The sequence below is a fragment of the Pseudomonas schmalbachii genome, from assembly GCF_017589465.1.
Taxonomy (GTDB): domain Bacteria; phylum Pseudomonadota; class Gammaproteobacteria; order Pseudomonadales; family Pseudomonadaceae; genus Pseudomonas; species Pseudomonas schmalbachii.
In genome coordinates, this window is sequence record NZ_JAELYA010000002.1 from 393,669 (window position 1) to 408,157 (window position 14,489).

Annotated in this window: 14 protein-coding genes and 3 tRNA genes; 12 read left to right on the forward strand and 5 right to left on the reverse strand. The window is 62.7% G+C overall.

What is annotated here, in order from left to right:
* Positions 1 to 35: 35 nt before the first annotated feature.
* From JFY56_RS07300 to JFY56_RS07345, 10 genes are all read left to right on the forward strand, one after another.
* Positions 36 to 1,760, forward strand: coding sequence for a tetratricopeptide repeat protein (locus tag JFY56_RS07300; protein WP_208312870.1), 1,725 nt, complete (start codon positions 36 to 38; stop codon positions 1,758 to 1,760).
* A gap of 4 nt (positions 1,761 to 1,764) precedes the next feature.
* A complete protein-coding gene (lolB, locus tag JFY56_RS07305) occupies positions 1,765 to 2,382 on the forward strand; it encodes a lipoprotein insertase outer membrane protein LolB (RefSeq protein ID WP_208312871.1) in 618 nt (205 codons plus the stop codon).
* 1 nt (position 2,383) lies between these two features.
* Entirely contained in the window at positions 2,384 to 3,232 is an 849-nt protein-coding gene (gene ispE, locus JFY56_RS07310; RefSeq protein WP_208312872.1) for a 4-(cytidine 5'-diphospho)-2-C-methyl-D-erythritol kinase, read from the forward strand.
* 32 nt (positions 3,233 to 3,264) lie between these two features.
* Positions 3,265 to 3,339: transfer RNA gene (locus JFY56_RS07315), tRNA-Gln, on the forward strand.
* A gap of 60 nt (positions 3,340 to 3,399) precedes the next feature.
* Positions 3,400 to 3,474: transfer RNA gene (locus JFY56_RS07320), tRNA-Gln, on the forward strand.
* Between the two features lie 54 nt (positions 3,475 to 3,528).
* A complete protein-coding gene (locus tag JFY56_RS07325) occupies positions 3,529 to 4,470 on the forward strand; it encodes a ribose-phosphate pyrophosphokinase (protein ID WP_208312873.1) in 942 nt (313 codons plus the stop codon).
* 121 nt (positions 4,471 to 4,591) lie between these two features.
* Positions 4,592 to 5,200 carry a 50S ribosomal protein L25/general stress protein Ctc gene (locus tag JFY56_RS07330; protein WP_208312874.1) on the forward strand — a complete coding sequence of 203 codons (609 nt, stop codon included), beginning with the start codon at positions 4,592 to 4,594 and terminating at the stop codon, positions 5,198 to 5,200.
* 35 nt (positions 5,201 to 5,235) lie between these two features.
* Positions 5,236 to 5,820: an aminoacyl-tRNA hydrolase gene (pth, locus tag JFY56_RS07335; RefSeq protein WP_208312875.1), complete on the forward strand. Its 585-nt coding sequence runs from the start codon at positions 5,236 to 5,238 to the stop codon at positions 5,818 to 5,820.
* A 26-nt stretch (positions 5,821 to 5,846) separates the two neighbouring features.
* Positions 5,847 to 6,947 (forward strand): redox-regulated ATPase YchF, encoded by a 1,101-nt coding sequence (gene ychF, locus JFY56_RS07340; protein ID WP_208312876.1) that lies wholly within the window; start codon positions 5,847 to 5,849, stop codon positions 6,945 to 6,947.
* Positions 6,948 to 7,140: 193 nt separating this feature from the next.
* A tRNA-Met gene (locus tag JFY56_RS07345) sits at positions 7,141 to 7,217 on the forward strand.
* A gap of 132 nt (positions 7,218 to 7,349) precedes the next feature.
* On the opposite strand, the gene JFY56_RS07350 is transcribed toward JFY56_RS07345, so the two are convergent.
* The 4 genes from JFY56_RS07350 to cysD all read right to left on the reverse strand — a co-directional run bounded on the left by JFY56_RS07350 (position 7,350) and on the right by cysD (position 10,960).
* The gene (locus JFY56_RS07350; protein WP_208312877.1) at positions 7,350 to 7,610 is read right to left on the reverse strand and encodes a Txe/YoeB family addiction module toxin; all 261 of its coding nucleotides are present in this window, start codon (positions 7,608 to 7,610) and stop codon (positions 7,350 to 7,352) included.
* Positions 7,610 to 7,936, reverse strand: coding sequence for a type II toxin-antitoxin system Phd/YefM family antitoxin (locus JFY56_RS07355; protein WP_208312878.1), 327 nt, complete (start codon positions 7,934 to 7,936; stop codon positions 7,610 to 7,612). Before JFY56_RS07355 ends, JFY56_RS07350 begins: the two co-directional genes overlap by 1 nt.
* A 192-nt stretch (positions 7,937 to 8,128) precedes the next feature.
* Entirely contained in the window at positions 8,129 to 10,030 is a 1,902-nt protein-coding gene (cysN, locus tag JFY56_RS07360; protein WP_208312879.1) for a sulfate adenylyltransferase subunit CysN, read from the reverse strand.
* 12 nt (positions 10,031 to 10,042) lie between these two features.
* Positions 10,043 to 10,960 (reverse strand): sulfate adenylyltransferase subunit CysD, encoded by a 918-nt coding sequence (cysD, locus tag JFY56_RS07365; RefSeq protein ID WP_208312880.1) that lies wholly within the window; start codon positions 10,958 to 10,960, stop codon positions 10,043 to 10,045.
* 308 nt (positions 10,961 to 11,268) lie between these two features.
* Between cysD and mltB the strand changes: the two genes are divergently transcribed.
* A complete protein-coding gene (gene mltB / locus JFY56_RS07370) occupies positions 11,269 to 12,363 on the forward strand; it encodes a lytic murein transglycosylase B (RefSeq protein ID WP_208312881.1) in 1,095 nt (364 codons plus the stop codon).
* Positions 12,364 to 12,421: 58 nt separating this feature from the next.
* Here the strand turns inward: mltB and JFY56_RS07375 are convergent, their stop codons facing one another.
* Positions 12,422 to 13,180, reverse strand: coding sequence for a Nif3-like dinuclear metal center hexameric protein (locus tag JFY56_RS07375; RefSeq protein WP_208312882.1), 759 nt, complete (start codon positions 13,178 to 13,180; stop codon positions 12,422 to 12,424).
* Positions 13,181 to 13,292: 112 nt separating this feature from the next.
* Between JFY56_RS07375 and algW the strand changes: the two genes are divergently transcribed.
* Complete coding sequence (gene algW, locus JFY56_RS07380; RefSeq protein WP_208312883.1) at positions 13,293 to 14,465, forward strand: Do family serine endopeptidase AlgW; 1,173 nt, start codon at positions 13,293 to 13,295, stop codon at positions 14,463 to 14,465.
* The last annotated feature ends 24 nt before the right edge of the window (positions 14,466 to 14,489 follow it).

The following is a 14,489-nucleotide window of genomic DNA, read 5'->3' on the forward strand; positions in this document are numbered from 1 at the left end:
TGCTACCCCGCAGGCAAGGCCACCTTCTTTTCTCTATGAACAAGTCTCTAGCACTGCTGACCGCCCTGCTACTGCTCGGCGGCTGCCAGTCCCTGACCCACAAGGCCCCCGAAGGCCAGGCGCCGGCCAAGGGCGATGCCGCTGTCGCCGAAAAGCCCCAGAAGTACGGCTCGTTCAGCGAAGAGACCCTCTATTCCCTGCTGGTGGCCGAACTCGCCGGACAGCGTAACCGCTTCGACATCGCGCTCTCCAACTATGTGGAGCAGGCCCGCGCGACCCAGGACCCCGGCGTCGCCGAACGCGCCTTCCGCATCGCCGAATACCTCGGCGCCGACCAGGAAGCCCTGGAAACCGCGCTGATATGGGCCAAGAGCGCGCCGGACAACCTCGACGCGCAACGCGCCGCCGCCATCCAGCTGGCGCGCACCGGGCAGTACGACGAATCCATGGTCTACATGGAGAAGGTCCTCAACGGCCAGGGCGACACCCATTTCGACTTCCTCGCCCTGTCCGCAGCGGAAACCGACCCGGACACCCGAGCCGGACTGCTGCAGAGCTTCGACCGCCTGCTGAAGAAATACCCCGACAACGGCCAGCTGCTGTTCGGCAAGGCCCTGCTGCTGCAGCAGGACAACCGTCCACAGGAAGCCCTGCACTTGCTGGAAAGCAGCTCCGCCAGCCGACACGACATCGCCCCGCTGCTGCTGCGCGCGCGCCTGCTGCAGAGCATGAAACGCAGCGACGAAGCCCTCCCGCTGCTGAAGGACGGCATCAAGGAACATCCGGACGACAAGCGCGTACGCCTGGCCTACGCCCGCCTGCTGGTGGAGCAGGATCGCCTGGACGACGCCAAGGCGGAGTTCTCCGCTCTGGTCGAGCAGTTCCCCGACGACGACGATCTGCGCTTCTCCCTGGCGCTGGTCTGCCTGGAAGCCCGGGCGTGGGACGAAGCCAAGGTCTACCTGGACGAACTGGTGGAACGCGAGAGCCATGTCGATTCCGCCCACTTCAACCTGGGCCGCCTGGCCGAGGAACAGAAGGACACCGAGCGCGCATTGCGCGAATACGCGCTGGTCGGCCCGGGCAACGACTTCCTCCCGGCACAGCTGCGCCAGACGGAAATCCTCCTCAACGCCAAGCGCATCGACGATGCCTCGCGGCGCCTCGCCGAAGCCCGCGACCGCCAGCCCGACTATGCCATCCAGCTCTATCTGATCGAGGCGGAGGGGCTGTCCAATCGCGGCGAAGTCGAGCGCGCCTGGCAGATCATCCAGCAGGCCACCAGGCAGTTCCCGGATGACCTGAACCTGCTCTACACCCGCTCCATGCTCGCCGAGAAACGCAACGACCTGGCCCAGATGGAACAGGACCTGCGCTTCATCATCGACCGCGAGCCGGACAACTCCATGGCGCTGAATGCCCTCGGCTACACCCTGGCGGACCGCACCACCCGCTACACCGAGGCCCAGGAACTGATCCAGAAGGCCCACCAGTTGAACCCGGACGATCCGGCGATCCTCGACAGCCTGGGCTGGGTCAACTATCGCCTGGGCAACCTCAGCGAAGCGGAAAACTACCTGCGCCAGGCGCTCGAACGCTTCCCCGACCATGAGGTCGCCGCCCACCTCGGCGAGGTCCTCTGGGCCCAGGGCAAGCAGAGCGAGGCGCGCAAAGTCTGGGCGACCGCCCTGCAGAATCAACCTGACAGCACCGTCCTGCGCGACACACTGCTGCGCCTGACCGGTTCCGGAAAAATCTAGATCAATGCGTTTACGTCATCTTTTTGCCGCAGCCACCCTGTTCACCCTGGTCGGCTGCGCCGGCCTGACTTCCCGCGAGGCCCTCGAAGGCCAGGGCAACGCCGACACCTGGAAAGCCCACAAGACCCAGATCGCCACCCTCGACGGCTGGCAAATCGACGGCAAGGTCGGCATCCGCGCGCCGAAGGACTCCGGCAGCGGCACGCTGTTCTGGCTGCAGCGCCAGGACTACTACGACATCCGCCTGTCCGGCCCACTAGGTCGCGGCGCAGCGCGCCTGACCGGGCGCGAAGGCGCGGTGACCCTGGAAGTCGCCGGCCAGGGCCGCTTCCAGGCCGAATCGCCGGAAGCCCTGCTGGAAGAACAACTCGGCTGGCGCCTGCCGGTCTCCCACCTGCTCTGGTGGGTGCGCGGCCTGCCAGCGCCGGACAGCAGGAGCCGCCTGACCCTCGACAGCAACAGCCATCTGGCGCAACTGCAGCAGGACGGCTGGCAGGTCGAGTACAGCAACTACAGCGAGCAGAACGGCTACTGGCTGCCGGAAAAACTCAAGCTGCGCGGCCAGGATCTCGACGTCACCCTGGTGATCAAGGCCTGGCAGCCGCGCCAACTGGGGCTGTGACATGCAGGAACGCCTGACCCTGCCGGCCCCGGCCAAGCTCAACCTGTTCCTGCATATCCTCGGCCGCCGTCCCGACGGCTATCACGAGTTGCAGACGCTGTTCCAGTTCCTCGACCACGGCGACGAACTGCAATTCGCCCTCCGCGAGGATGGTGTCATCCACCTGCGCAGCGACATCCCCGGCGTGCCCCACGACAGCAACCTGATCGTGCGCGCCGCCCGCAAGCTGCAGGAAGCCTCCGGCACCCGCCTTGGCGCCGATATCTGGCTGGACAAGCGCCTGCCCATGGGCGGCGGAATCGGCGGCGGCAGCTCCGACGCCGCCACCACCCTGCTCGGCCTCGATCGCCTCTGGAACCTGCAATGGGATGAAGACCGCCTCGCCGCACTCGGACTGACGCTCGGCGCGGATGTACCGGTATTCGTGCGTGGGCGCGCGGCCTTCGCCGAAGGCGTCGGCGAGAAGCTGACTCCGGTCGAACTGGAGGAGCCCTGGTTCCTCGTCGTTGCTCCGCAAGTCTTTGTCAGCACAGCAGAAGTTTTCTCCGATCCCGAGTTGACACGGGATACTCCGCCCATTAAAGTTCGCAGCCTTCTCGGGGTGGACGGTCGGAACGACTGCCAGCCGGTCGTCGAGAAGCGTTACCCGGATGTACGTAACGCTCTGATCTTGTTGAATAAATTCACTTCAGCCAGATTGACCGGTACCGGAGCTTGTGTGTTTGGGAGCTTCCCAAATCGAGGCGATGCTGATAAAGTTCGCCGCCAACTTCCGGCCACTCTGCCGAGCTTTGTCGCCCAGGGGCGCAACATCTCCATGTTGCACCGCAAGCTTCAAGGTCTGGCCTGAGAAGGAATGCAGAGCATTCGGTTGTACGATACAGGGGCGTCGCCAAGCGGTAAGGCAGCAGGTTTTGATCCTGCCATGCGTTGGTTCGAATCCAGCCGCCCCTGCCATTAACCCACCGGGTTTCACGTACAACGAAACGAGAGCTTTGCACCGCAAGTTTAAGATACAGGGGCGTCGCCAAGCGGTAAGGCAGCAGGTTTTGATCCTGCCATGCGTTGGTTCGAATCCAGCCGCCCCTGCCATTTTCCTTTCTGGCTCAACCGGGCCTACCCTCAAGCCGACACAGGTACTGCAGCGTGTCCAAAATGATGGTTTTCACGGGGAACGCCAACCCCGATCTCGCACGTCGCGTCGTACGTCAGCTGCACATCCCGCTTGGTGATGTTTCTGTCGGCAAGTTTTCCGACGGCGAAATCAGTGTCGAAATCAACGAAAACGTCCGCGGCAAGGACGTCTTCCTGATTCAACCGACCTGCGCACCGACCAACGACAACCTGATGGAACTGGTAGTGATGGCCGATGCCTTCCGCCGCTCCTCGGCTACTCGTATCACTGCAGTCATCCCCTACTTCGGTTATGCCCGCCAGGATCGCCGTCCGCGTTCCGCTCGCGTGGCCATCAGCGCCAAGGTCGTCGCTGACATGCTGACCGTCGTCGGTGTCAACCGTGTTCTCACGGTCGACCTGCACGCAGACCAGATTCAAGGTTTCTTCGATATTCCGGTAGATAACATCTACGGTTCGCCGGTTCTGGTGGACGATATCGAGGACCAGCGCTTCGAGAACCTCATGATCGTATCCCCGGACATCGGTGGCGTGGTGCGCGCTCGCGCCGTCGCCAAGTCCCTGGGCGTCGATCTGGCGATCATCGACAAACGTCGTCCGAAAGCCAACCAGTCCGAAGTCATGCACATCATTGGTGATGTCGAAGGCCGTACCTGCGTACTGGTCGACGACATGGTCGACACCGCCGGCACCCTCGGCCACGCCGCCAAGGCCCTGAAAGAGCACGGCGCCGCCAAGGTCATCGCCTACTGCACCCACCCGGTGCTGTCGGGCCGTGCCATCGAGAACATCGACAAATCCGTACTGGACGAACTGGTGGTGACCAACACCATCCCGCTGTCCGCCGCTGCCCAGGCCTGTGGCCGCATCCGTCAACTGGACATCGCTCCGGTTGTCGCGGAAGCCATGCGCCGGATCAGCAACGAAGAATCGATCAGCGCCATGTTCCGCTGAGGTCCTGCCTCACGAACCTGGCCTGACGAAAAGCGCTCCGCCCTCGTGGCGGAGTTTTTGAAGAATCGCCCGAACGCTGGTCGCAAGCGCTCGGGCGATCTTGTCATTCTGGAGATTTACAATGGTTGAGTTTGTTCTGAATGCCCAAGCGCGTTCCGATCTGGGGAAAGGTGCGAGCCGCCGCCTGCGTCGTAACGCCGGTCTGGTTCCGGCTGTAGTTTACGGCGGCGAGAAAGCCCCGCTGTCCGTCACCCTGGAACTGCGCGAAATCGCCAAACTGCTGGAAAACGAGGCTGCCTTCAGCCACGTGATCAGCCTGAACCTGGGCGATGCCAAGGAAACCGTACTGATCAAAGCCCTGCAGCGCCATCCGGCCAAAGGCTTCGTCATGCACGCTGACTTCCTGCGCGTTGTTGCCGACCACAAACTGACTGCCCACGTACCGCTGCACTTCATCAACGAAGACGTAGCTGTTGGCGTCAAGCAAGGCGGTGGCGAGATCTCCCACGTCATTTCCGAAGTCGAAGTTTCCTGCCTGCCGAAAGACCTGCCGGAATTCATCGAAGTCGACCTGGCCAAGGTCGAAGTTGGTCAGATCGTTCACCTGTCGGACCTCAAGGCTCCGGCTGGCGTCGAGCTGGTTCAACTGGCCCACGGCAATGACCTGGCCGTTGCCAACATCCACGCTTCCCGCGTGGTGAAGGAAGAAGGCGAAGGCGCTGCCGAGTAATTTTCTACTCGCAAGCCTTTAAGGGGGCCCCTGTCGTGACTGCCGTACAACTGATCGTCGGCCTGGGAAATCCAGGCCCTGAATACGACCAGACCCGGCATAACGCAGGGGCCCTTTTCGTTGAGCGCCTGGCTGACGCACAGCGCGTCAACCTGAGCGTCGACAAGAAATATTTCGGACTGGTCGGCAAGTTCAACCACCAGGGCCGCGACGTTCGTCTGCTGATCCCCACCACCTACATGAACCGCAGCGGCCAGGCCGTGGCGGCGCTCGCCGGATTCTTCCGCATCCCGGTCGAAGCAATCCTGGTGGCCCACGACGAACTCGACATGCCCCCCGGCGTCGCCAAGCTCAAGAAAGGCGGTGGACACGGCGGACACAACGGGTTGCGCGACATCATCGCCCAACTCGGCAACCAGAACTCATTCCATCGCCTGCGGCTTGGCATCGGCCATCCGGGGCACAGCAGCCTGGTTTCCGGCTACGTACTCGGCCGCGCCCCGCGCAGCGAGCAGGAGCTGCTGGATACCAGCATCGATTTCGCCCTCGGCGTGCTGCCGGAAATGCTCGCAGGTGACTGGACCAAAGCGATGCAGAAGCTGCACAGCCAGAAGGCCTGACCCAGTCTCCGCCAGAGGTAAACAGCATGGGCTTCAACTGCGGCATCGTCGGCTTGCCCAACGTCGGCAAATCCACCCTGTTCAACGCCCTTACCAAATCCGGTATCGCAGCGGAGAACTTCCCCTTCTGCACCATCGAGCCGAACAGCGGCATCGTGCCGATGCCCGACTCGCGCCTGAACGCGCTGGCCGAGATCGTCAAGCCGGAGCGCGTGCTGCCGACCACCATGGAATTCGTCGATATCGCCGGCCTGGTTGCAGGCGCGTCGAAAGGTGAAGGCCTGGGCAACAAATTCCTCGCCAACATCCGCGAGACCGACGCCATCGCCCACGTGGTGCGCTGCTTCGAAGACGACAACGTCATCCACGTCTCCAACAGCGTCGACCCCAAGCGCGACATCGAGATCATCGACCTCGAACTGATCTTCGCCGACCTCGACAGCTGCGAGAAGCAACTGCAGAAGGTTGCTCGCAACGCCAAAGGCGGCGACAAGGAAGCCCTGGCGCAAAAGGCCCTGCTGGAAAAGCTCATCCCCCACTTCACTGAAGGCAAGCCGGCCCGCTCGCTGCTGAAGAACCTCGGCGACGAAGAGAAGCGCCTGGTGCGCGGCTTCCACCTGCTGACCAGCAAGCCGGTGATGTACATCGCCAACGTTGCCGAAGACGGCTTCGAGAACAACCCGCACCTCGACGTGGTCAAGGCCATCGCCGAGGAAGAAGGCGCTATCGTGGTGCCGGTGTGCAACAAGATCGAAGCGGAAATTGCCGAGCTTGAAGACGGCGAGGAAAAGGACATGTTCCTCGAAGCCCTCGGCCTCGAAGAACCCGGCCTGAATCGCGTGATCCGCGCCGGCTATGAACTGCTCAACCTGCAGACCTACTTCACCGCAGGCGTGAAAGAAGTCCGCGCCTGGACCGTCCGCGTCGGCGCCACCGCCCCGCAGGCCGCAGCAGTCATCCACACCGACTTCGAAAAAGGCTTCATCCGCGCCGAAGTGGTCGCCTACGAGGACTTCATCCAGTTCAAAGGCGAACAGGGCGCCAAGGAAGCCGGCAAATGGCGCCTGGAAGGCAAGGAATACATCGTCAAGGACGGCGACGTGATGCACTTCCGCTTTAACGTCTGATCGAAACATGGATCCCGGTGGATCCGGACAGAAAACCCCTTGGGGATAGCCGCCTCAAGGGGTTTTTCTTTTCCACCACACTACGCACAAGAGCCGAACCGCACCTTCAGACCTAAACGCTTGAAACATCAGAAGATTATTTGAAAAGAGGGGTTGACACCTCCCCTCAAGATGCGGAAAATGCGCGCCAGTTGGCTACATAGCTCAGTCGGTTAGAGCGCAGCATTCATAATGCTGATGTCCCAGGTTCAAGTCCCGGTGTAGCCACCAAACAAAACAAGGGGTTAGCGCAAGCTAACCCCTTTTTGTTTTGAGCGACTGACTACATCCCGTCTACATCCCCTCCTTCGTGCCCCCTTCCAACATCACCTCGACCGTTCTCCGGAAGACATCCACTCCAGTTCAGTAGTGGTAGCGGCACGACAGGATTTCCAAGGCCTCACCGCTCTGCCGATAGACCAGACGATTAGTGTCGTCGATTCTTCGTGACCACCACCCCGACAGGTTTTCCTTAAGAGGTTCTGGCTTGCCAATCCCCTCAAATGGACTCCGGCAGCAATCCCTGATCAGCAGGTTGATACGCTTCAGGGTCTTTTTGTCCTGCCCTTGCCAGTATTCGTAGTCCGCCCATGCTTCAAGGGACCAGACAAGGCGGCTCGTCATCAATTACCCGCCTTGTCGCCAGATCCTTTGCCCGGGCCAGGTCGACGGGACGCAGCGGCGGGCTTCTCCTGTTCATCTTCCATCAGTTCACGCACAACGGTTTTGCCCCGCTCCATTTGTTCCAGGGAGCGTGCCAGGTGGGCAGTGTTGGCCGGTGACTTCAGCAGGTGGACGGTTTCCATCAGGCTATTGAAGCTGTCGAGGGAGAGCAGCACCGCATCAGGCGCGTCGCGTCGCGAGATCACGGTGAAATCGGAATCATCGACGACATCGTCAATGACCTTCTTGAGGTTGTTACGGGCGTCGGTGAAATTGACCACGCGCATGGAAGTCTCTCCTGTACAACTTACTGGACAAGTCTAATTACCCAACGGAAAGGTAGCAACTCTCCACGGACAGGCGAGGTAGGCACCGAGCCACCAAACCCAGGACGGGACACACAAAAGAAAAGGCCCGCATCCTTCGATACGGGCCTTTCTTCATTTCAGATCGTCACGCCACTTGCTGTGGCGCCAGGATCAGATCGCGCCGCGCTGACGCAGCAGGTCGAGCACGGCCTTGACGCCCTCATCCACCGACTGGCTCTGGGTGTCGATCACCAGATCGGCATCCAGCGGTACGTCGAAGGGGAAGGATTCGCCAGGAATGTTGTCCTGGCCGGCAGCGTACAGACCCTGCGGATCGCGCTCACGGCAAACCTGCGGAGAGGCCTGGACGTAGACGGTGATCAGGCGATCGGCGCCGATCAGGACCTTGGCCTGTTCGCGGCCTTCCGCGCTGGGGGCGACGAAGGCGCACAGGCTGATCAGCCCGGCTTCGTTGAACTGCCTGGCGACATGCGCGGTACGGCGCCAGTTCTCGGTACGGCCGGCGCGGTCCTGCGGCAGGCCCTTGTTCAGGTCGTGGCGCAGGTTCTGACCATCCAGCACGTACACGGCGCGCCCCATGTCGAACAGCTTGCGCTCGACGGCGTAGGCCAGGGTGCTCTTGCCTGCGCCGGAGAGGCCGCTGAACAGCACGGTGGCCGGCTGCTGGCCGAAGCGTGCAGCTCGCTCTTCACGAGTGACATGGGCATTTTGGCCATGGTGAGCAGCACCATGATGACCGGCCTGCGGCGCGGCAATGATCATGCCGGCGCCGACGGTGCCGTTGGTCAGCCGGTCGATGACGATGAAGGCGCCGGTGGTGCGGTTCTGCGCGTAGCCGTCGAGGGCGATCGGCGCGTCCAGCGACACCTTGACCCGGGCGATCTCGTTCAGCTTCAGCTCGCTGGCGGAAGTCTCTTCCAGGGTATTCACATCGACCTTGTGGGTGATGCTCGGAATCGAGCCCGGCACATAGCTGGTAGCGCGCTTGATGTCGTATTTCTTGCCCGGCAGCATCGGCTCTTCGGCCATCCACACCAGCATGGCGTCGAAGCCGTCGGTCACCAGCGGACGGTTGTCGGCGTGGACCAGCATGTCGCCGCGGGAGACGTCGATCTCGTCTTCCAGGGTCAGGGTGATCGCCTGGCCGGGGCCGGCATGTTCCAGTTCACCCTCGAAGGTGACGATGGACTTGACCTTGCTGGTCTTGCCCGACGGCAGGGCCATCACTTCGTCGCCCTTGTGCACGATGCCGCTGGCCAGGGTACCGGCGAAGCCGCGGAAATTCAGGTTCGGGCGGTTGACGTACTGCACCGGGAAGCGCATGTCGTCGAGGTTGCGGTCGCCGGCGATCTCGACGGTCTCGAGGATCTCCATCAGCGACTGGCCGGTGTACCACGGCGAACGCCCGGACTTGTTCACCACGTTGTCGCCCTTCAGCGCCGACATCGGCACGAAGTTGATCGACGACGGGTTGAGCTTGATGCGCTCGGCGAACTGCAGGTAGTCGGCCTTGATCTCTTCGAAGACGCCCTGGTCGAAGTCCTTCAGGTCCATCTTGTTGACGGCGACGACGATGTGCTTGATACCCAGCAGCGAGGCGATGAAGCTGTGCCGGCGGGTCTGGGTCTGCACGCCGTAGCGGGCGTCGATCAGGATGATGGCCAGGTCGCAGGTGGATGCGCCGGTGGCCATGTTGCGGGTGTACTGCTCATGGCCGGGGGTGTCGGCGATGATGAACTTGCGCTTGGCGGTGCTGAAGTAGCGGTAGGCCACGTCGATGGTGATGCCCTGCTCGCGCTCGGCCTGCAGGCCGTCGACCAGCAGCGCCAGGTCGACGTCGTCGCCGGTGGTGCCGACTTTCTTCGAATCGCGGGTGATGGCTTCCAGATGGTCTTCGTAGATCATCTTGGAGTCGTGCAGCAGGCGCCCGATCAGGGTGCTCTTGCCGTCGTCGACGTTGCCGCAGGTGAGGAAGCGCAGCAGTTCCTTGCGTTCGTGCTGGGCCAGGTAGGCGAGGATGTCCTCGCTGATCAGATCGGATTGATGCGACATGGTGCGAGAACCTTAGAAGTAGCCCTGACGTTTCTTTTCTTCCATCGAACCGGCGGCATCGTGGTCGATGACGCGGCCCTGGCGTTCGGAAGTGCGGGTCAGGAGCATTTCCTGGATGATCTCCGGCAGCGTGGTCGCCGACGACTCCACCGCGCCGGTCAGTGGGTAGCAGCCGAGGGTGCGGAAACGCACCATGCGCTTCTCGATGCGCGCCTTCTCTTCGTCCGAGAGGTGCTCGAGGATGCGTTCGTCGTCGATCATGATCAGCGTGCCGTTCTTCTCGATGACTTCGCGCTCGGCGGCGAAGTACAGCGGGACGATCGGGATCTGTTCCAGGTAGATGTATTGCCAGATATCCAGCTCGGTCCAGTTGGAGAGCGGAAAGACGCGGATCGACTCGCCCTTCTTCACCTTGCCGTTGTAGACGTTCCACAGTTCCGGACGCTGGTTCTTCGGGTCCCAGCGGTGCTTGCTGTCGCGGAAGGAGTACACGCGCTCCTTGGCGCGGGACTTCTCCTCGTCGCGGCGGGCACCACCGAAGGCGGCGTCGAAGCCGTACTTGTCGAGCGCCTGCTTCAGGCCCTCGGTCTTCATGATGTCGGTGTGCTTGGCGCTACCGTGGGTGAACGGGTTGATGCCCTGCGCCACGCCATCCGGGTTGACGTGGGTGATCAGATCCAGGCCCATTTCCTCGACCATCTTGTCGCGGAAGCTGTACATCTCCTGGAATTTCCAGCGGGTGTCGACATGCATCACCGGGAACGGCAGCTTGCCGGGGAAAAACGCCTTGCGGGCGAGATGCAGCATCACGGCGGAATCCTTGCCGATCGAGTACAGCATCACCGGGTTATCGAACTCGGCTGCCACCTCGCGGATGATGTGGATGCTCTCCGCCTCCAGCTGTTTCAGATGCGTCAGTTTGTCGACCATGGCTACTCACGGAATTGCTTATGGACGGCCGGCGGGCCGTAGACGAAGGCGCACTCTATCACAGCGCAAGACTCTAACCGGACAGCCTTTTATACCGAAAAAACATACTCATATAGCCATACGCGCTCGCTCCGGCAGCCATTGCGGACCCTGGCTTGACGTTGTCCGAAGAGCGGCTTTGAAACGGGATCGGGAGCCAGGACTTTTCCTGCAACAGACTCAGGGCAGGCACTTCAGCGCTCATGCTTGCCTGCGATCATCGCTGAGCTAGCATAGCGATCACTTTCCCGCATTCCAGAAGACTTCCAATGCGTCGTATCGCTCTCGCCCTGCCCCTGTTTGTCCTGATTTCAGCGTGCAGCAGCAAACCAGCCCCCACTCCGACTCCGCCTCCCAAGCAGCAAGGCACCACCATCCTTTCACCGCGCGCCCATCCCGCATTCGGCTCCGTGCAGCCGATCCGCCCGCTGACGGGGGACTTCGCCAACAATCCGGCGGCGGTGCGCTTCATCGACATGATGGTGAGCAAGCACGACTTCAATCGCCAGCAACTGCAGGATGTGCTGGAGCGCAGCCAGCGACTGGACTGGGTCATTCGCCTGATGGACAGACAGGCGATGCCCTACGCCGGCTCGTACGGCCCGAACGGCGCCTGGGTCCGTTATCGCAAGAAGTTCATCACACCGGACAACATCCAGAATGGCGTCGCCTTCTGGAATCAGTACGAGGCCGATCTGCAGCGGGCCAGCAGGACCTACGGCGTGCCTCCGGAAATCATCGTCGGCATCATCGGGGTGGAGACGCGCTGGGGCCGCGTCATGGGGAAAACCCGCACCATCGACGCACTGGCCACGCTGGCATTCGACTACCCGCGCCGCGCCGAATTCTTCTCCGGGGAGCTGGAGCAGTTCCTGCTGCTGTCCCGCCGGGAAGGACGCGATCCGCTGACCTTGAGAGGCTCGTACGCCGGCGCCATGGGATACGGCCAGTTCATGCCGTCCTCCATGGCGCGGTATGCGGTCGATTTCGACGGCGATGGGCACACCGACCTGTGGAATCCGCGCGATGCGATCGGCAGTGTCGCCAATTACTTCAAGCAGCACGGCTGGGTCACCGGCGACACCGTGGCGGTCCCGGCCATCGGTCAGGCTCCATCGCTGGAGAACGGTTTCAAGACGCAGTATCCGGTCAGCACACTGGCCGCCGCGGGGTTGCGCCCGCAAGGCTCGCTCGGCAATCACAAGCAGGCCAGCCTGCTGCGCCTGGATATGGGGAAGAACTACCAGTACTGGTACGGCTTGCCGAACTTCTACGTGATCACGCGCTACAACCACAGCACGCACTATGCGATGGCGGTCTGGCAACTGGGGAAATCCGTGGATCAGGCACGCCACCGCTACTGATCGCAGGCAGGCTCGCGGATACCGATCATCGGTCCCCGCGAGCCCTCCGGCATCCAGCTCAAGCGGGGTTCGGGCAGTCGATGAAGATGTGCTCGATACCGAAGTGCCCACTCAGGTATTCACCCAGCGCCTGGACGCCATAGCGCTCGGTGGCGTGGTGGCCAGCGGCGATGAAGGTGACGTCGTTCTCCCGCGCACTGTGCACGGTCTGCTCCGAGACTTCGCCGGTCAGATAGGCATCCACCCCAGCGGCAATCGCCTGGTCGATGTAGCCCTGCGCGCCGCCGGTGCACCAGGCGATGCGCCGGATCGGCCGGCTGCCTTCGACCAGCAGCGGCTCGCGATCCAGCCTGTCGCGCACATGGCTGGCAAAATCGCCCGGCTGCATCGGCTCGGCCAGCGTGCCGACCAGCACGATGGAGCGCGGATTGCCCGGTTCCAGCGGCTCTTCGACGGTCAGGCCCAGTTGACGCGCCAGTTGCACGTTGTTTCCCACCTCCGGATGCAAGTCCAGCGGCAGGTGATAGGCGAGCAGGCTGATGTCGTGGCTCAGTAGCGTCTTCAGGCGGCGCTGGCGCATCCCCACCACGCACGGATTCTCGCCCTTCCAGAAGTAGCCGTGATGCACCAGCACCACATCGGCCTGGGCCTCCACCGCGGCATCCAGCAGCGCCTGGCTGGCGGTGACGCCGCTGACGATACGCCGTACCAGCGGACTGCCTTCGACCTGCAGGCCATTCGGGCAGTAATCCTGGATGCGCGCGGCGTCCAGGAAGCGGTCGGCTTCTTCCACCAGAGCGGTCAGGGAAATGGCCATCGATGATCCTCCAAGTTGCTTGCCAGACGGCTATTTTCTTGCGGTGCCGCCCGTATAATGGCCGCCACCATATCGGCCACCCCCTGGCCTCGCAACCCCAAGGATTCTCCCTATGCTGAAGGCCCTGCGTTTTCTCGGCTGGCCCGTGATTGCCGGCGTCCTGCTGGCGCTGCTGATCATCCAGCAGAATCCGCAGTGGCTGGGCCTGCCGCGGTCGCAGCAGGAAGTTCATCTGCAACAGGCGCCGCTGATCACCCGCCTGCAGGAAGGCCCGGTGAGCTACGCCGACGCCGTGAAGAACGCCGCCCCGGCGGTCGCCAACCTCTATACGACCAAGGTGGTCAGCAAGCCGTCCAACTCGATGTTCGACGATCCGCTGTTCCGCCGCTACTTCGGCCAGAACCTGCCGCGCCAGAAGCGCATGGAGTCGAGCCTGGGTTCGGCCGTGCTCATGAGCCCGGAAGGCTATCTGCTGACCAACAACCATGTTACCGCCGGCGCCGACCAGATTGTCGTCGCCCTGCGCGACGGTCGCGAAACCCTCGCCCGGCTGGTCGGCAGCGACCCGGAAACCGACCTGGCAGTACTGAAGATCGACCTCAAGGACCTGCCCTCGATCATGCTCGGCCGCTCCGACGGCATCCGCACCGGCGATGTCTGCCTGGCGATCGGCAACCCGTTCGGCGTCGGCCAGACCGTCACCATGGGCATCATCAGCGCCACCGGCCGCAACCAGCTCGGCCTGAATACCTATGAGGACTTCATCCAGACCGACGCGGCGATCAACCCGGGCAACTCCGGCGGCGCGCTGGTGGACGCCAAGGGCAACCTGATCGGCATCAACACCGCGATCTTCTCCAGGTCCGGCGGCTCGCAGGGCATCGGCTTCGCCATCCCGACCAAGCTGGCCCTGGAAGTCATGCAGTCGATCATCGAACACGGCCAGGTGATCCGCGGCTGGCTCGGCGTCGAAGTCCAGCCGCTGAACCCGGAACTGGCCGAATCCTTCGGCCTGGAAAAGAAGACCGGCATTCTCGTCGCCGGCGTGTTCCGCGACGGCCCGGCCGGACGCGCCGGCCTGCTGGCTGGCGACGTGATCCTGAGCATCGACGGCGAACCGTCCGACAACGCCCGTAGCTCCATGAACCAGGTCGCCCGCACCAAGCCTGGGAAGCAGGTCGACATCGAGATCCTGCGCAACGGCAAGCCGCAAACCCTCCAGGCGGAAGTGGGCCTGCGCCCGCCGCCGGCAGTCTCGAACGGCGAAAATCCGGAAGCACAATGAAGAACGGCGCCAATCGGCGCCGTT